Below are 16677 nucleotides of genomic sequence, written 5' to 3'. Positions count from 1 at the left end.
ATCTGGACCTGCGCCGGGTCCGCCAACCAGAAGTGGACGCTGCCCACCGGCGGCGGCACCACGCCACCACCCGCGAGCGGCGTCCAAGCGGTCGCCCCCTACCTCTACAACGGCTGGGGCAACCCGGACGGCAGCCCGCAGGCGTTCGCGCAAGCCCGTGACGTATGGCGCAACACCCCGGTGGACAAGCTGTTCCCGCCCACCGTCGACGGCAAGGACGGTGGGCCCGGCGGCGCCGACCGCTCCTGGACCCGGATCGGCGTGGCCGCGCCCACGGGCTGCGCGGGCGCCTTCGACCCGCTGCTCCGGCAGGTGTTGGCGCCGGCCGGCTGCGTACGCCTGCTGCGCGCCACGTACGTCGACAGCACCTCGACCACCGTCACCACGGTCGGCCTCCTCGTCGGCTCCGGCCAGGCGTCGACGATGAGCGCGCTCGCCAAGCGGTGGTCCGGGCAGCACCTCGGCGAACGGATCGACCTGCTGCCGAAGCCCGTCGCGTTGCCCGGCACCCCCGCCGCCCACTTCGGCGACCGCCAGCGCGGGAGTTGGGACGTGCGGGTCTCCGCCGACCTGCCGTTCGTGGTCTACGCCGTCAGCGGTTTCGCCGACGGACGCACCATCGCCCAGCCGCAGCCCGCGGACAAGGCCGACGCCCAAGGCGCCACCACCGCGCCCGCGCAGGCCGGTCTCGGCTTCGACGCCACCGGGCTCGCCTCCGCCGTCGACGACCACCTGCACACGGCCGTCACCGCCCTCCGCCACCCGCCGACCACCGGCTCGGAGCACCACGGATGAACCCCGCCGCCAAGCCCGCGCGTGCCGCCGCAGCCATGCGTACCGCCAGGCCCCCGCGTACCGCCAGGCCCGCCGCCGTCCGCGCGCTCGCCGCGCTCGCGGCAGCCGGTACGACGGTCGCGCTCACCGCCGCCCCCGCCGCCGCCGACAGCGCGCGCGCCTCCGACTGGGCCTTGTCCGCGCTGCACGCGCAAGCCGCGTGGCAGACCACCAGGGGCGCCGGCGTCACCGTGGCGGTGCTCGACACCGGGGTCGACCCGACCCACCCCGACCTCACCGGCCAGGTGCTCAACGGCAAGGACGAGGTCGGGTTCGGCGCGAAGCCCGGCGACAAGGCGTGGGCCAAGCACGGCACCGGGATGGCGGCGATCATCGCCGGGCACGGCCACGGCCCCGGGCACGGCGACGGCGTGCTCGGCATCGCCCCGCAGGCCCGCATCCTGCCGGTCCGGGTGATCCTCGAGGACAAGGACCCGCAGCGGCAGAAGGCCAGGACCAACCGCGGCGACGCCCTGCCGGCCGGTATCCGCTGGGCCGTCGATCACGGCGCCGACGTCATCAACCTCTCGCTCGGCGACGACAGCGCCACCGCGGCGCCGGTCGCCGCCGAGGACGACGCGATCCGCTACGCGCTGAGCAAGGGCGTCGTGGTCGTCGCGTCCGCGGGCAACGGCGGTGACGCCGCCGACCGTTCCTCCTACCCGGCCGCCTACCCCGGGGTGATCGCCGTGGCCGCGGTCGACCGGCACGGCGAGCACGCCTCCTTCTCCACGCACCGCTGGTACGCGTCGGTGTCCGCGCCCGGCGTCGAGGTGGTCATCGCCGACCCCGACCGGACCTACTACAACGGATGGGGCACCAGCGCGGCCTCCGCGTACGCCTCGGGGGCCGTCGCGCTCATCCGCTCCGCGGCCCCGAAGCTCAGCCCGGCGCAGGTCAAGCAGGTCCTCCAGGACACCACGCGGGACAAGCCGGCGGGCGGGCGGAACGACGAGGTCGGCACCGGGCTGATCGACCCCGCGGCCGCGCTCGCCGCGGCGAAGAAGCTCAAGCCCGCACCGGTGCTGCCCACGCCCGCGGCCTACCCGCACGCGTACTTCGCGCCCGGCCCGACCGCCCCGCCCGCGGCCGCCTCCTCTTCCCAGCTCCTCGCCAACGGCGCGGCCACCGCCTTCGCCGCGGTCGGCGCCGCGCTCATCGCGGTGGCGGGCCTCCTCTACTTCCGGGTCCGCCGCGCCCGCTGAGCGATGCCCGCCGCCCGGGCCGCCCGACGGGGGCACGGCAGGCGGCGGATAGGGTGCCGTCGTGGCGTTGAAGAATATTCCGGACTCCGGGTTCGCAGATGACGACGGGTCGGCGGACGCGGCGCTGGCCGAGGCGCTCGCGGCCTACGCGGCGGGCCGGGCCTCGGACGCGGACGTGGTGGCGGCGCTGCACGGGGCACGGCTGCTGGTCCCGGTCGTGGCGGTGCTCGGCGAGGTGGAGACCGGGCCCGACGGGCTGGCCCGGGAGAAGAGCAGCGACATGGCGGTGCCGACCATCCAGGCACCGGACGGACGGCGCGCGCTGCCCGCCTTCACCTCGACCCGGTCGCTGGCGAGCTGGCGCGCGGACGCCCGCCCGGTGGCCGTGCCGCTGCACCAGGCCCTCCAGGCGCTCGCCCACGAGCAGGCGGACACGCTGCTGATCGACCTGGCCGGACCGGTGACGTACGAACTGACCGGTGCCGCACTGCGCGCCGCCGCGGCCGGTCCCGGCCGCGCCGACCCGCTGGCCGACCCCGAGGTGCGGTCCGCGCTGCGCGCCGCCGTCGCCGCCGAGCCGGGCATCGCCCGCGCCCACCTCACCCCCGGCGGCCCGGGCACCGACGGGACCCTGACCCTGGTGCTCGCCGAGGGCGCCGACGTGACCGCGGCCGCGAACCGGCTGGCCGGTGCCCTGGCCACCGACGAGACGCTGCGCGCCGCGCTGCTCCAGGGCCTCGACCTGGCCCTTCTCCCGCCGTCCGCGACCCTCCCGGGAGAGCCGCTCTTCACCCGCTGAGCGCCGAGCCCGTGCCTTCGCCCGGGCTGGCGCCCGTGCCCGCGTCTACGCCCTCACCCGCGTCTACGCCCTCACCCGAGGATGCCGGTTCTGCCCGGGCCGCCCTGCTTTCCCGGACCTCGTTCTCCTGCACCTCGTTCTCCTGCACCTCGCGGTTGCCGGATCGATGCCGCATATGCCCCGAGATGTGCGATTCACCCATCGTGCCGACAATGCAAAGGCAGGGATTGATCATTTCGAGGAGGCCCGATGGACCGGCGAACCTTCACCGCGGCGGACCTGGCGAACTACCGCCCCACGGACACCCGCGCCGTCGTCTGCGAATTCGTGGGCACGCTCGCCCTCGTCTTCTTCGCGGTCGGTGCCGCGGTGCTGTCCGGCTCGTACATCGGCACCCTCGGCATCGCGCTGGCCTTCGGCTTCGTGCTGCTCGCCATCGCGTACGCGATCGGGCCGATCTCCGGCAGCCACGTCAACCCGGCGGTCACGCTCGGCATGCTGCTGGCCGGGCGGATCGAGCTGCGCCGGGCGGTCGAGTACTGGGTCGCCCAGTTCCTCGGCGCGATCGTCGGCGCCGCACTCCTGCTGCTGGTCGCCGAGCAGGTCCCGGGCTTCAAGCGGTACGGCGCGTTCGGCACCAACGGCTACGGCACCCGCTCGGCGGTCGGCATCAACATCTTCGGCGCGTTCGTCGCCGAGGTGATCCTGACCTTCCTGCTGGTCTTCGTGGTGCTCGCGGTGACGCACAAGATCGCCGTGGTCGGCTTCGGCGGCCTGCCGATCGGCCTCGCGCTGGCCGTGATCCACCTGGTCGGCATCCCGCTCACCGGTACCGGTGTCAACCCGGCCCGCAGTCTCGCCCCGGCGCTGTTCGCCGGCAGCCCCGCGCTGACCCAGGTCTGGCTCTTCCTGGTCGCCCCGCTGGTCGGTGCGGCGATCGCCGCGGTCGTGCACCAGACCACCCACCCGGCGATGACCGCGGCCAAGGCCGCCCGCGCCGCCGCCGTCGAGGCGGAGAACGCCGCCCGCACCCAGGAGGGCGGGGCGGCGTAGTCGCGCGTAGTCGTCAGGGCGCCCCGCTGTTGCCGACCGCGCTCGCGGCGGCGGGCCGGGGTGTCCGGGCGTCCTGCTGTCCGGGGTGCCGCCCGCAGTCCCTGCCGTCAGCCGTAGACCGGGCCGGTGAACTTCTCGCCCGGGCCCTGGCCGGGCTCGTCCGGCACCACCGACGCCTCGCGAAAGGCGAGCTGGAGCGACTTCAGCCCGTCCCGCAGCGGCGCCGCGTGGAAGGAGCTGATCTCGGTGGCGCCGGCGCTGACCAGCCCGGCGAGGGCCTGGATGAGCTTGCGGGCCTCGTCGAGGTCCTTGTGCTGCTCGCCCTCCTCGGCCAGCCCCAGGTTCACCGCGGCGGCGCTCATCAGGTGGACCGCCACCGTGGTGATCACCTCCACCGCCGGCACGTCCGCGATGTCGCGGGTCATGTCGTCGAAGTCGGGTGCCGCGGCGGGGGCGGAGGTGGGAGTGGAGGCCGGTGCGTCGCTCATGGCCGCCACGATATGCCCCGTCCGGCCGATTACGGCCTCGGGGTCTGCGCTGCTATGCTTGGTGAACGACCGGTCGGACATCAGCGTGTCCGGCCACCAAGTGGAGGCTCCGATCTCCCACCTGCTCGGCCTGCGGCCGACGGGTCCCCGGTCAGACGGCTTCGGTCGGCGCGTTGTGCGCCCGGCTCCCGCCGTCCGATGCGCCCCGCGGAACAACGCGGCGGTGCTCCCGGTTGTGAGGAGCCCGCCTGTGTGCCGTACGGGGCGTTTTTGACGTTCGGGCACGACGCACAGGGTAGTAGCAGAAGACGACCCAAGCGCGGCTGTCGGCCAGTCAGTCGCGTCGTGCAACCGAGGAGGCCCCATCAGCGCCGAGCCCCGCATCAACGACCGGATTCGCGTTCCCGAGGTGCGACTTGTCGGTCCCAGTGGCGAGCAGGTCGGCATTGTGCCGCTTGCCAAGGCACTGGAGCTTGCGCAGGAGTACGACCTCGACCTGGTCGAGGTCGCGGCGACCGCCCGTCCGCCCGTGTGCAAGCTCATGGACTACGGGAAGTTCAAGTACGAGTCGGCCATGAAGGCCCGTGAGGCGCGCAAGAACCAGGCGCACACGGTCATCAAGGAGATGAAGCTCCGGCCGAAGATCGACCCGCACGACTATGACACCAAGAAGGGTCACGTCGTCCGGTTCCTCAAGCAGGGCGACAAGGTCAAGATCACGATCATGTTCCGTGGCCGTGAGCAGTCCCGCCCGGAGCTGGGCTACCGCCTGCTCCAGCGGCTCGCGGAGGACGTCCAGGACCTCGGGTTCATCGAGTCGAACCCGAAGCAGGACGGCCGCAACATGATCATGGTCCTCGGTCCGCACAAGAAGAAGACCGAGGCCATGGCCGAGGCCCGCGAGGCCCAGGCAGCCCGCAAGGCGGAGCGCCAGGGCGACCACGGCCACGACGGCGACGACGGTGACATCGGTGACGACACCGAGACCGCTGACGACGCCGGGACCGCTGACGACGGCGAGACCGTCGAGGCGGAGGAGCAGGTCGACACGTCGGCCGACGCCGGCTGACACCGCGGCTGGAGAGGTACCCCGCAAGCCCCTTGAGGACCGGGCGGCTTCGGGTGGTAATAGCAGGACTGACGCTCCCCGTACGCCCTTGACCGGGCGCCCGGGAGGGCCAGCGACGAGGAGACCACGGCGCCATGCCGAAGAACAAGACCCACAGTGGTGCGAGCAAGCGCTTCAAGATCACCGGCTCCGGCAAGGTGCTCCGTGAGCGTGCCGGCAAGCGCCACTACCTGGAGCACAAGCCGTCCACCAAGACGCGCAAGCTGACCGGCACCGTCGAGGTTGCCCCGGCCGACGCCAAGAAGATCAAGAAGCTTCTCGGCAAGTGACCTGCGCGCCCCCGACCGGGGCGCGCGGTCCGATCCGGGACCCCCATCGCTTTCGGACCGCGTGACCAGTACCGCGGTCCCCTAGAAGGAGTTATCAAGTGGCACGCGTCAAGCGGGCAGTCAACGCCCAGAAGAAGCGCCGGGCGATTCTCGAGCAGGCCAGCGGCTACCGCGGCCAGCGTTCGCGCCTGTACCGCAAGGCCAAGGAGCAGGTCACCCACTCCCTGGTCTACAACTACAACGACCGCAAGAAGCGCAAGGGCGACTTCCGTCAGCTCTGGATCCAGCGGATCAACGCCGCGGCCCGTGCGAACGGCATCACCTACAACCGCTTCATCCAGGGTCTGAAGGCCGCCAACGTCGAGGTCGACCGCAAGATCCTCGCGGAGCTGGCCGTCACCGACGCGCCCGCGTTCGCCGCGCTCGTCGAGGTCGCCCAGAAGGCGCTGCCCTCCGACGTCAACGCGCCGAAGGCCGCGTGACGCTGCGCCGGGCTCAGCCGCTCTGACGGCGCGCCTGCCTTACGGGGTGCCCCTGTCCCACTGGGGGTGCCCCGTGCTGTCGGTTCCGGGACCACCCGCCGGTGGCCGGTTGCTCGCGCACCCCGCGCCCCTTGGGTTCTCGCGGTTCACCCTCACTGCGGGAGGAGCCGCACGAACAGGGGGCGCGGGGAACCGCGCGAGCAACCCACCACCGGGCGGTACTCGGCAGTGAGCAGGACCACCCCTTACGGCGCGAGGCCGTACCCCCCGCACGACGGAGAGAGCCAAGCCCGTGACCAGCCCACCCGCGGATCTGACCTCGTTGCGCTCGGCGCGGGTGACCGCCGCACGGAAGCTGGCCAAGCGCTCGTTCCGGGCGAAGGAGCGCCGGTTCCTGGCGGAGGGCCCGCAGGCGGTACGCGAAGCCGTCGCACACCAGGGTGGCCCGGAAGGGCGGACGCTCGTCGAGTTGTACGTCACGCCGGAGGCGGAAGAGCGGCACGCCGAACTGATCGCGGCTGCCCGCGCGGCAGGCGCGTCCCTGCTGCGAGCCACACCGCAGGTGATCGCGGAGATGTCGGACACCGTGACCCCGCAAGGGCTGATCGGGGTCTGCCGGTTCCTGGACACGCCGTTCGAGCACGTGCTGGCCGCGCGGCCGCGGCTGGTCGCCGTCCTGGCGAACGTCCGCGACCCCGGCAACGCGGGCACCGTGCTGCGCTGCGCGGACGCGGCCGGCGCGGACGCGGTGGTGCTCACCGACGCGTCCGTGGACCTGTACAACCCGAAAGCGGTACGCGCCTCCGCCGGCAGCCTCTTCCACCTGCCGGTCGCGGTGGGCGTACCGGCGGAGACCGCCGTGGCGGGCCTGCGGGCCCAGGGCGTCCGGGTGCTGGCCGCCGACGGCGCGGGGGAGCGCGACCGGGACGCCGAGCTCGACGAGGGCCGGATGCTCGGGCCGACCGCCTGGGTGTTCGGCAACGAGGCATGGGGCCTTCCCGAGGAGACCAGGGCGCTCACCGACGAGGTGGTGCGGGTGCCGATCCATGGCCGGGCCGAGAGCCTGAACCTCGCGACCGCCGCCGCGGTGTGCCTGTACGCCTCCGCCCGCGCGCAGCGCTCGCCCGCGGGGTGCCGCGGCGTCACCTCAAGCTAGTAGGGTGGCCGCCCTGGAGCCCTGAGAGGGGGGTGGCGGGGTTGGACGTAATGCCGCAGAACGGCATGCGCGGCGTGCCGGCGGGATGGGCCGTCTCCGCACCCGCACCCGCGCCCGGCAAGGAGCCGCCCGCGGTGCCGGCGGCGCGACCGTCCGCCGACCCGTACCAGTTGGGCATCGACCCCGACGACCTGCCTGACGGCCTGGTGGTCGCCGACGAGCAGGGCCGGGTGATCTGCTTCAACGCCGCGGCCGCCCGGATCACCGCGCTGCGCCCCGCCGACGTGCTCGGCCGTCCGATGGAGCAGGCGCTCCCGCTGGAGGACCTGGACGGGCGCCGCTGGTGGCAGCTGACCGACCCGTACGGGGGACTCGACATCCGGGTCGCGCAGCCCGAGCGGAACCTGCTGCTGCCCGGCGGCCGCGAGGTGCTGGTCTCGGCGCGGTACGTCCGGCAGCGGCCGCGCGGACCGGTGCGGCGGCTGGTGGTCACGCTGCGCGGCACCGAGGCGCGGCGCCGTACCGAGCGGTCGCACGCGGAGCTGATCGCGACCGTCGCCCACGAACTGCGCTCGCCGCTCACCTCGGTCAAGGGCTTCACCGCCACGCTGCTGGCGAAGTGGGAGCGGTTCACCGAGGACCAGAAGAAGCTGATGCTGGAGACCGTCGACGCCGACGCCAACCGGGTCACCCGACTGATCGCCGAACTCCTCGACATCTCCCGGATCGACTCCGGCCGGCTGGAGGTGCGCCGCCAGCCGGTGGACATCGTCGCCGCCGTCCGCCATCACGTGGACGCGCACGTCGCGGCCGGGCAGAGCGCCGAACGGTTCGCGGTACGGGTGCCCGGGCCGCTGCCGGCGCTGTGGGCCGACCCGGACAAGGTCGACCAGATCCTCGGCAACCTGCTGGAAAACGCGGTGCGGCACGGCGACGGGACTGTCACCATCGAGGTGACCCGCGCCGCCGGCATCGGCGGCCACGACCGTACGACGGAGGGCACGGCAGTCACCGTGAGCGACGAAGGCCCCGGCATCCCCGAGGAGTCGATGGGCCGCGTCTTCACCCGCTTCTGGCGCGGGAGCACGCGCGGCGGCACCGGCCTGGGGCTGTACATCGTCAAGGGCATCGTCGAGGCGCACGGCGGCACCATCAGCGTCGGGCGCGCGCCCGGCGGCGGTGCCGAGTTCCGATTTATTCTGCCCGTCGGGGCCCCCGCCTACCTGGCCTGAGCTTCTGCCGAAGCCCTTCGGCCCGGGTGGACCGCGGGAGAGCCGTCCCGACGGGCGCCACCGCCGGTAGCCGAACGGGACCGCCATGGCCGATAGACTCAGCCTTTGGCATGGGTCCGGTCGGGCAGATCCTCCCCCGGAGGCACAGCCTCGGGGTCACCGCCAAGAGCATCCGAATTCGGAACGGGAAGAGATGTCGGCACCGAACAAGTCGTACGACCCAGTCGAGGTCGAGGCGTTGCAGCCGGAGCAGATCGAGCGGATGCGCGACGAGGCGCTCGCCGCGATCGCGGCCGCCGCCGATCTGGACGCGCTCACCCACGTCAAGATCGCGCACGCCGGCGGCGGTTCGCCGCTCGCGCTGGCCAACCGCGAGATCGGCGCGCTGCCGCCGCAGGCCAAGGCCGAGGCGGGCAAGCGGGTCGGCCAGGCCCGCGGCCAGGTGAACAAGGCGCTCGCCGCCCGCCAGACCGAGCTGGAAGCCGAGCGCGACGCGCGGGTTCTGGTCGAGGAGGCGGTCGATGTCACGCTGCCCTACGGCCGGGTCCCGGCGGGCGCCCGCCACCCGCTGACCACCCTGGGCGACCGCATCGAGGACATCTTCGTCGCCATGGGCTACGAGGTTGCCGAGGGCCCCGAGGTCGAGGCCGAGTGGTTCAACTTCGACGCGCTGAACTTCCCGCCGGACCACCCGGCGCGCGACGCCCAGGACACCTTCTTCGTCGCCGGTCCGGACGGGGCCGAGCCGTCCGGGATGGTGCTGCGCACCCACACCTCGCCGGTGCAGATCCGCGCCCTGCTGGCGCGCGAGCTGCCGGTCTACGTGATCGCGCCCGGCCGTGTCTACCGCTCCGACGAACTGGACGCCACCCACACCCCGGTGTTCGCCCAGGTCGAGCTGCTGGCCGTGGACGAGGGCCTGACCATGGCGGACCTGAAGGGCACGCTGGACCACATGGTGGTCTCGCTCTTCGGCGAGGGCATGACGACCCGGCTGCGGCCGAACTTCTTCCCGTTCACCGAGCCGTCCGCCGAGATGGACATGCTCTGCTACGTCTGCCGCGGCGCGTCCGTCGGCAACCCCGACCGCCCCTGCCGCACCTGCTCCTCCGAGGGCTGGATCGAGCTGGGCGGCTGCGGCATGGTCAACCCGAAGGTGCTCATCGCCTGCGGCATCGACCCCCAAAAGTACAGCGGCTTCGCGTTCGGCTTCGGCATCGAGCGGATGATGATGTTCCGCCACAACGTCGAGGACATGCGAGACATCGTCGAGGGTGACGTGCGTTTCACCCTTCCGTTCGGGATGGAGATCTGATGCGGGTCCCGCTTTCTTGGCTGCGGGAGTACGTCGACCTGCCGGCCGGCACCACCGGCCGCGACGTCCAGGCCAAGCTCATTTCCGCCGGTCTTGAGGTCGAGACGGTCGAGCACGTGGGCGCCGGGCTGCAAGGGCCGCTGATCGTCGGCCAGGTGCTGACCATCGAGGAACTGGAGGGCTTCAAGAAGCCGATCCGTTTCTGCACCGTGGACGTCGGCAAGGCGAACGGGAGCGGCGAGCCGCAGGAGATCGTCTGCGGCGCCCGCAACTTCGCGGTCGGCGACAAGGTCGTGGTGATCCTGCCCGGCGGTGTGCTGCCCGGCGACTTCCGGATCTCCGCCCGCAAGACGTACGGCAAGACCTCGCACGGCATGATCTGCTCGGCCCGCGAGCTCGGCATGGGCGACGACCACGACGGCATCGTGGTGCTCCCGCCCGAGCACGAGGTCGGCACCGACGCGATCGGCCTGCTCGAACTCGTCGACGACGTCCTCGACATCGCGGTCACCCCCGACCGCGGCTACTGCCTGTCGCTGCGCGGTGTGGCCCGCGAGGTCGCGACCGCGTTCGGGCTGCCGCTGAGCGACCCCGCGCTGATCGACGTGCCCGGGCCCAAGGAGGGCGGCTACCCGGTGCAGGTCTCCGACCCGGCCGGCTGCGACCGCTTCACCGCCCGCACCGTCACCGGCATCAACCACGAGGCCCGCTCGCCGATCTGGCTCCAGCGGCGGCTGCAGAAGGTCGGCATGCGGCCGATCTCGCTCGCCGTGGACATCTCCAACTACGTGATGTTCGAGGTCGGTCAGCCGCTGCACGCCTACGACCGGACCCGGCTGACCGGCCCGATCGGGGTGCGCCGAGCCGAGGCCGGCGAGAAGCTGACCACCCTCGACGGCGCCGAACGAGTGCTGGACGCCGAGGACCTGGTGATCACCGACGAGACCGGCCCGATCGGCCTGGCCGGCGTGATGGGCGGCGCGCACACCGAGATCGCCGACTCCGGGGTCGATTCCGGCACCAGCGAGATCGTCATCGAGGCCGCGCACTTCGACCCCGTGACGATCGCCCGTACCGCCCGCCGGCACAAGCTCGGCTCCGAGGCGGCCCGCCGCTTCGAGCGCGGTACCGACCCGCAGGTGACCGCCGCCGCCGCGCAGCGCGCGGTGGACCTGCTGGTGCTGCTCGCCGGCGGCGCCGCGGAGCCCGGCGTCACCGACGTCGCGGTGCCCAGCGAGCCGCGCACCGTCGCGATGGCCGCCGACCACCCCGACCGCGTGGCCGGCACCAAGTACGGCCGCGAGACCGTGGTGCGCCGCCTCCAGCAGATCGGCTGCCACGTCACCGGCTCGGACGATCTGGTCGTCGCCGTGCCGAGCTGGCGGCCCGACCTCGCCTTCCCCAACGACCTCGCGGAAGAGGTCATCCGGCTGGAGGGCTACGAGAACCTGCCCTCCACCCTGCCCAAGGTGCCCTCGCAACGCGGTCTGACCGACTCCCAGTTGCTGCGCCGCCGGATCGGCCGCGCGCTGGCCGGCACCGGCTACGTGGAGGCGCCGACCTACCCCTTCCTCGGCGCCGAGGTCTTCGACGCGCTCGGCCTCGACGCGGACGACCCGCGTCGCCGCACCGTCCGCCTCGCCAACCCCCTGTACGACAACGAGCCCGAGCTGCGCACCACCCTGCTGCCCGGGCTGCTCGGGGCGCTGCGCCGCAACGACGGGCGCGGCACGCACGACCTCGCGCTCTTCGAGACCGGCCTGGTCTTCCACCCCAAGGACGGCGCCGGCACCCCGCCGCAGCCGCCGGTCGACCGCCGGCCCACCGACGAGGAGATCGCCGCGCTGGGGGCCGCGCTGCCGGACCAGCCGCGGCACGCCGCCGTCGTGCTCGCCGGTGCCCGCGAACCCGCCGGCTGGTGGGGCCCTGGGCACCAGGCCGGATGGGCCGACGCGATCGAGGCGGCCCGTACGGTCGCCCGCGAGGCCGGGGTCGAACTGATCCTGCGTCAGGACCACCACGCGCCCTACCACCCCGGCCGGTGCGCGGCCTTCTACGCCGTCGCCGCCGACGGCACGGAGGTGCTCATCGGGCACGGTGGTGAACTCCACCCGCGCGTCACCAAGGCGCTCGGAGTGCCCGAGCGCACCTCGGCGATGGAGGTCGACCTCGACCTGATCGAGGTCGCCGGGGCCGGCTACCGCCCGGCCGGGCCACGCGTGTCCATGTTCCCCGTCGCCACGCAGGACGTCGCGCTCGTCGTCGCGGCCGACGTGCCGGCCGCCGAGGTCGAGTCCGCGCTTCGCGAGGGCGCCGGTGAACTCCTGGAGTCCCTGCGGCTGTTCGACGTCTTCACCGGGCCGCAGATCGGGGAGGGGCGCAAGTCCCTGGCGTATGCGCTGCGCTTCCGTGCGCATGACCGGACCCTCACCGCGGAGGAGGCGTCCGCCGCCCGCGATGCGGCGGTCGCCTGCGCAGCCGACCGCACCGACGCGGTGCTGCGTAGCTAGAGACCCTCCCGGGTGGTGTGTTCCGTCGGTTCCGGGACCACCTACCCGGTGGTGGGTTGCTCGCGCAGTCCTCCCCCAGAGCTTTGCCTCGGCGGAGCCAGGGGGAGAACTGCGTGAGAACCCCCACCGGCAGGTGGTCCCGGAACCGGCAGGACGGGGAAACCCGGGGGGTCAGGGGTGCCCAGGATCGCGGAGGTATTGGAGGACTGCCAGCACCCGCCGGTTGTCGTCCGGCGCCGTCGGCAGATCCAGCTTCGTGAAGATGTTGTTGATGTGTTTGCTGACCGCGTTCTCGGTGATGACGAGGGCCGAGCCGATCCCGGCGTTCGAACGGCCCTGCGCCATAAGGGAAAGCACTTCCCGTTCGCGGGGCGTGAGCCGGGTGAGGGGTTCGTGGCTGCCGAGTCGCGTGACCATCGCGGCCACCACCTTGGGATCGAGCACCGTCGCCCCGCCGGCAACCTGCCGTACGGTCTCGACGAAGTCCGGCACGTTGCCCACCCGGTCCTTGAGGAGATAGCCGATCGCCCCCTCGCCGGACCGCAGCAACTCACGGGCGTAGAGCTGCTCGACGTACTGGCTCAGCACGACCACCGGCAGACCGGGGCGCCGTGCACGCGCCTCCAGCGCCGCGACCAGCCCCTCGTTGCTGAAGCTCGGCGGCATCCGGACGTCGACGATCGCGACGTCGACCTTCTCGCGGGCCAGGACCTCCGCCAGGGCCTCGGGATCGCCGACCGCTCCGGCAACTTCGAAGCCGTGGGCGGCCAGCAGCCGGGTCAGGCCGTCCCGGAGGAGGGCGAGGTCTTCGGCGATGACAACGCGCAAGGTACCTCCATCGCCACCCGGGTCGGGCCACCGGGCGGGCTGTCCACTGTGACGGTGCCGTCGAACACTTCCAGCCGGCGGGCCATCCCGCTCAGTCCCGTGCCGGCTCCGGGTATGGCGCCGCCGATCCCGTCGTCACCGACGACGACGGTCAGGGTATCGGCGCGGTGGTCGAGGCGGACCCACGCACGGGCGGCCCGGCTGTGCTTGACGACGTTGGCAAGGCACTCGGTGACCGCGAAGTAGACCGCCGACTCGACCGGCGCTTCGAGCCGCCCGGGCACGTCGGCGGTGACCTCCACCGGCAGCGCCAGATCGAGCGCGACCGCCTCGACCGCGCCGACCAGGCCCCGGTCGGCGAGGACCGGCGGCTGGATGCCCTCCATGACGGTGCGCAGCTCCTCCAGCGCGGTCAGCGTGGTGTCGCGGGCCTCGACGAGGAGTTCGGCCACGGCGTCCGGGTCGCGGGACAGCAACTCGCCGGCCAGCCCCAGGTTCATCGCCAGCGACACCATCCGTGCCTGCGCCCCGTCGTGCAGATCCCGCTCGATCCGCTTGAGTTCGGCTGCCTGCACGTCCAGTACGCCGCTACGGGTACGGCGCAGCGAGGCGACCCGCTCGGTCAGCTCCCGCTCCCGCTCCCGGGCCAACGGCAGCCACCAGGCGTGTGCGAGCAGCGCCAGCGCCACCACCGGGAGGGTGAACACCGGCCAGAAGAAGCCGCGGTCGGACAGCGCCCACACGGTGACGTCCAGCGCGACGTACACCGCGCTCAGCGCGGCCTGCACCCTGAAGGCCCGGCGCCGGCCCGACGGCCCGGCCAGCGCCCAGCGCAGCGCGCACTGTGTCGTGAGGTTCAGCGCCAGGCCGAACCACACCCAGCGCGGCCAGAAGTAGTGCGACGAGCCCGTCATCCACACGATCGTGGGGGCGAGCCCGAGCGGCACGGAGACTGCCGCCTGCCACCACAGCAGGACACCCCAGCCGGGCCGGCGGCGCCGGCCCAGCCGAAGGGCACCATGATCGGCGGTCACGACGCCGCCGCCCCCCGCAGCACCGCGACCGCGGGCGTGCGGGTGGTACTGCGGGCCGCGCCCAGCCCGGCGGTGAGCGTCAGGACGGCGACACCGGCCACCACGGCGAGGTAGATCCCGAGCGAGGAGTCGGGCACCGCCTTGTCGGTCACGGCCAGACTGTAGGGCACGACCGACAGCAGCGCGGCGAGCGAGCCGAACAGCACACCGGTGATCAGTGTCAGTGCGGTCTCCGTGCCGACCAGCCGGAGGACCTGCCGCGGGGTCGCGCCGGTCAGCCGCAACTGCGCGAACTCCCGGCGGCGCGCGGCGGTCTCGGCCACGATCAGGTTCACCAGCATCACCGCGGCGAACACCGCGAGCATGCCGACCACCACGTAGTTGAGGGTCGCGGTGCTCTTGTCGTCGGCGTTCATCGCCGGGTGCGCGGAGTTCCAGATCGCCTGCATGTAGAGCGTGCCGACGGAGATCGCCGTGCACATCACGATCGGCATCATCGGGGTTGCCGCCTGCTGGAGCCGGCGGCGTACGGCCAGCATGCCGAGCTGCTCGGGGGCGCCGAGGGCGCTCAGCAGCGGTCCCAGCACGGCGGTGGCCGCCCGCAGGATCACCGGCGCCAGCAGCGCGAAGCCGATCGAGGACAGGATCGCGCCCTCGGCCGCGACGGACTGCGTCTGGAGCTGCTTGCCGTCCATCACGGTCGCGGTCAGCACCGCGCAGGTCGCGCCGGCCAGCAGCAGTACCACCCCTGCGATCAGCCGGAACCTGCTGATCCGGCGCCCGCCGAGGGCGGCGGCGAGTTGTGCGTCGCGGACCCGGCGGCGGGCCGTGCGCCGCGCGGTGATCCAGGCCGCGACCAGCGCCGCCAGCAGGCAGCCGCCCGCGCCGACCGCGAGCGCGGCGGCGCCGAAGCGATAGCCGACGCCGTGCTGCACCTGGTCGGTGCCCTGGAGGATGTGCAGCAGTGCGTAGCCGCCGCCGTAGCCGAACGGGATCGCGAGCAGCACGCCGGCCGCGCCGACGAGCGCCACCTCGCCCACCACCAGCCGCACCGCCTGCCCGGGTGTGGCGCCCAGGCTGCGCAGCAGGGCCAGTTCGGAGGCGCGCTGCCGGGAGGCGACCGCAAGGGTGGTGACGACCGCGGACGCCACCACGATCGCGCCCCAGCCGCCGACCACCGTCGCCATGATCGTCAGCGTGCTCCGGTCGGTGCCGTGCACCCCCGGGCCGCCCGCGGTGTCGAGCATCGACGCGAACGCCATCAGGATCGCCGCGCCGAGGAAGACGGAGAGGAAGCTCGCCAGGAAGCCGCCGCGGCGGTGCCGTACGGAGGCGCGGGCCAGTCCGGTCGCCATCACGCCACCGCCTTCGGGCCGAGGGGGAACACGCGGGTCCGGTCGGCGTCGGCGTTCGCGGGCGTACGCGCGGCCCCGTCGGCGGCGTTCGCGGTCGCCCGCGCGTCCAGGTGCGCCATCCGCCGGGCCACCTCGGCCGCGTCCGGGTTCGGCAACTCGTCCACCAGCGCGCCGTCGGCGAGGAAGAGCACCCGGTCCGCGTAGGAGGCGGCCACCGGGTCGTGGGTGACCATGACCACGGTCTGCCCGAACTGCCCGGCGCACTCCCGCAGCAACGCCAGCACCTGCCGCCCGCTCGCGGTGTCCAGCGCACCGGTCGGCTCGTCGGCGAAGAGTACCGCCGGCCTGCTGACCAGGGCCCGGGCGATCGCCACGCGCTGCTGCTGGCCGCCGGACAGTTCGGCGGGCTGCCGCTCGGCGAGGTCGGCGATGCCCAGCCGCGCCAGCACCGCCGCGACCTCGCCGCGACGCGCCCGGCGGCCCGCCAGCCGCTGCGGCAATATCACGTTCTGAGCCACCGTCAGATACGGGATCAGGTTGTAGCTCTGGAACACGAAGCCGATCCGGGACCGGCGGAACCTGGTCAGCTCCGCCTCGCCCCCGCCCGGCAGTTCGTCGCCGCCCACCAGCACCCGCCCTGCGGTCGGCCGGTCCAGGCCGGCCGCGCACTGGAGCAGGGTGCTCTTGCCCGAGCCCGAGGGGCCCATCACCGAGGTGAACGTGCCGGCGGCCAGCGTCAGCGAGACGCCGTCCAGCGCGGTCACCGGCCGCCCCGCCCCCTCGTACACCTTCGTCACCGCCGACAGCCGCAGCGCCTCGCGGGCGCCTCCCCCCGCACCTTCCACACCGGCCGTCTCCGGGCCGACCCCGTTGTCTCGCATTGTCCCGGCCTCTCCTCGAACTCCCTGTTCCCGTCGAGTTCGACGCTACGGATCGGGGAAGCGGTGCAACATGAAGCCAGCATCCCGCTTTCGTACTACAGCTAACC

The 16677-nt window shown here is 73.1% G+C and carries 16 protein-coding genes; 11 read left to right on the top strand and 5 right to left on the bottom strand.

Translation table 11 applies throughout. The features are described from left to right. The 4 genes from AC13HU_RS12235 to AC13HU_RS12220 form a co-directional block, all read left to right on the top strand. On the top strand, positions 1-795 hold a 795-nt coding region (locus AC13HU_RS12235; protein ID WP_483041838.1), incomplete at its 5' end, for a hypothetical protein. Positions 796-830: 35 nt separating this feature from the next. Then, complete coding sequence (gene mycP / locus AC13HU_RS12230) at positions 831-2039, top strand: type VII secretion-associated serine protease mycosin (RefSeq protein ID WP_483041841.1); 1209 nt, start codon at positions 831-833, stop codon at positions 2037-2039. A gap of 61 nt (positions 2040-2100) precedes the next feature. Then, positions 2101-2838, top strand: coding sequence for an SseB family protein (locus AC13HU_RS12225; protein ID WP_483041837.1), 738 nt, complete (start codon positions 2101-2103; stop codon positions 2836-2838). A 249-nt stretch (positions 2839-3087) separates the two neighbouring features. Next, on the top strand, positions 3088-3891 hold the full coding sequence (locus AC13HU_RS12220) for an MIP family channel protein (RefSeq protein WP_483041836.1): 804 nt from the start codon (positions 3088-3090) through the stop codon (positions 3889-3891). A 107-nt stretch (positions 3892-3998) separates the two neighbouring features. On the opposite strand, the gene AC13HU_RS12215 is transcribed toward AC13HU_RS12220, so the two are convergent. Further along, on the bottom strand, positions 3999-4379 hold the full coding sequence (locus AC13HU_RS12215; RefSeq protein WP_483041835.1) for a DUF1844 domain-containing protein: 381 nt from the start codon (positions 4377-4379) through the stop codon (positions 3999-4001). A 364-nt stretch (positions 4380-4743) separates the two neighbouring features. Here AC13HU_RS12215 and infC point away from each other — a divergent pair, with 364 nt between their 5' ends. From infC to pheT, 7 genes are all read left to right on the top strand, one after another. Beyond that, entirely contained in the window at positions 4744-5448 is a 705-nt protein-coding gene (gene infC, locus AC13HU_RS12210) for a translation initiation factor IF-3 (RefSeq protein WP_483041840.1), read from the top strand. Positions 5449-5582: 134 nt separating this feature from the next. Continuing rightward, positions 5583-5777 carry a 50S ribosomal protein L35 gene (gene rpmI, locus AC13HU_RS12205; RefSeq protein ID WP_483041834.1) on the top strand — a complete coding sequence of 65 codons (195 nt, stop codon included), beginning with the start codon at positions 5583-5585 and terminating at the stop codon, positions 5775-5777. Positions 5778-5875: 98 nt separating this feature from the next. Beyond that, positions 5876-6259 carry a 50S ribosomal protein L20 gene (rplT, locus tag AC13HU_RS12200; RefSeq protein ID WP_103886373.1) on the top strand — a complete coding sequence of 128 codons (384 nt, stop codon included), beginning with the start codon at positions 5876-5878 and terminating at the stop codon, positions 6257-6259. Between the two features lie 292 nt (positions 6260-6551). Then, positions 6552-7415, top strand: coding sequence for a TrmH family RNA methyltransferase (locus tag AC13HU_RS12195; protein ID WP_483041833.1), 864 nt, complete (start codon positions 6552-6554; stop codon positions 7413-7415). A gap of 65 nt (positions 7416-7480) precedes the next feature. Further along, a complete protein-coding gene (locus AC13HU_RS12190; protein WP_483041839.1) occupies positions 7481-8647 on the top strand; it encodes a sensor histidine kinase in 1167 nt (388 codons plus the stop codon). Between the two features lie 193 nt (positions 8648-8840). Continuing rightward, positions 8841-9962: a phenylalanine--tRNA ligase subunit alpha gene (pheS, locus tag AC13HU_RS12185; RefSeq protein ID WP_483041832.1), complete on the top strand. Its 1122-nt coding sequence runs from the start codon at positions 8841-8843 to the stop codon at positions 9960-9962. Next, on the top strand, positions 9962-12472 hold the full coding sequence (pheT, locus tag AC13HU_RS12180; protein ID WP_483041831.1) for a phenylalanine--tRNA ligase subunit beta: 2511 nt from the start codon (positions 9962-9964) through the stop codon (positions 12470-12472). The genes pheS and pheT overlap by 1 nt, the downstream gene beginning before the upstream one ends. 171 nt (positions 12473-12643) lie before the next feature. Here the strand turns inward: pheT and AC13HU_RS12175 are convergent, their stop codons facing one another. Genes AC13HU_RS12175 through AC13HU_RS12160 form a run of 4 tightly spaced genes read right to left on the bottom strand, consistent with a single transcriptional unit; the run spans position 12644 to position 16570 of the window. After that, on the bottom strand, positions 12644-13300 hold the full coding sequence (locus AC13HU_RS12175) for a LuxR C-terminal-related transcriptional regulator (protein WP_483041830.1): 657 nt from the start codon (positions 13298-13300) through the stop codon (positions 12644-12646). After that, a complete protein-coding gene (locus tag AC13HU_RS12170; RefSeq protein WP_483041829.1) occupies positions 13252-14334 on the bottom strand; it encodes a sensor histidine kinase in 1083 nt (360 codons plus the stop codon). Before AC13HU_RS12170 ends, AC13HU_RS12175 begins: the two co-directional genes overlap by 49 nt. Beyond that, a complete protein-coding gene (locus tag AC13HU_RS12165) occupies positions 14331-15689 on the bottom strand; it encodes an FtsX-like permease family protein (protein WP_483041828.1) in 1359 nt (452 codons plus the stop codon). Before AC13HU_RS12165 ends, AC13HU_RS12170 begins: the two co-directional genes overlap by 4 nt. Continuing rightward, complete coding sequence (locus AC13HU_RS12160) at positions 15689-16570, bottom strand: ABC transporter ATP-binding protein (protein ID WP_483041827.1); 882 nt, start codon at positions 16568-16570, stop codon at positions 15689-15691. Before AC13HU_RS12160 ends, AC13HU_RS12165 begins: the two co-directional genes overlap by 1 nt. Positions 16571-16677 lie beyond the last annotated feature (107 nt).

This window comes from Streptomyces sp. NH27 (assembly GCF_056859195.1).
This window is presented reverse-complemented; position numbering and strand designations above follow the sequence as displayed.

Bases quoted from the DNA above. Each gene is read 5' to 3' on its own strand.
- mycP (WP_483041841.1), top strand. From the start codon at position 831: ATGCGTACCGCCAGGCCCCCGCGTACCGCCAGGCCCGCCGCCGTCCGC.
- AC13HU_RS12220 (WP_483041836.1), top strand. From the start codon at position 3,088: ATGGACCGGCGAACCTTCACCGCGGCGGACCTGGCGAACTACCGCCCC.
- AC13HU_RS12215 (WP_483041835.1), bottom strand. From the start codon at position 4,379: ATGAGCGACGCACCGGCCTCCACTCCCACCTCCGCCCCCGCCGCGGCA.
- rpmI (WP_483041834.1), top strand. From the start codon at position 5,583: ATGCCGAAGAACAAGACCCACAGTGGTGCGAGCAAGCGCTTCAAGATC.
- AC13HU_RS12190 (WP_483041839.1), top strand. From the start codon at position 7,481: ATGCGCGGCGTGCCGGCGGGATGGGCCGTCTCCGCACCCGCACCCGCG.
- pheS (WP_483041832.1), top strand. From the start codon at position 8,841: ATGTCGGCACCGAACAAGTCGTACGACCCAGTCGAGGTCGAGGCGTTG.
- pheT (WP_483041831.1), top strand. From the start codon at position 9,962: ATGCGGGTCCCGCTTTCTTGGCTGCGGGAGTACGTCGACCTGCCGGCC.
- AC13HU_RS12165 (WP_483041828.1), bottom strand. From the start codon at position 15,689: ATGGCGACCGGACTGGCCCGCGCCTCCGTACGGCACCGCCGCGGCGGC.
- AC13HU_RS12160 (WP_483041827.1), bottom strand. From the start codon at position 16,570: ATGCGAGACAACGGGGTCGGCCCGGAGACGGCCGGTGTGGAAGGTGCG.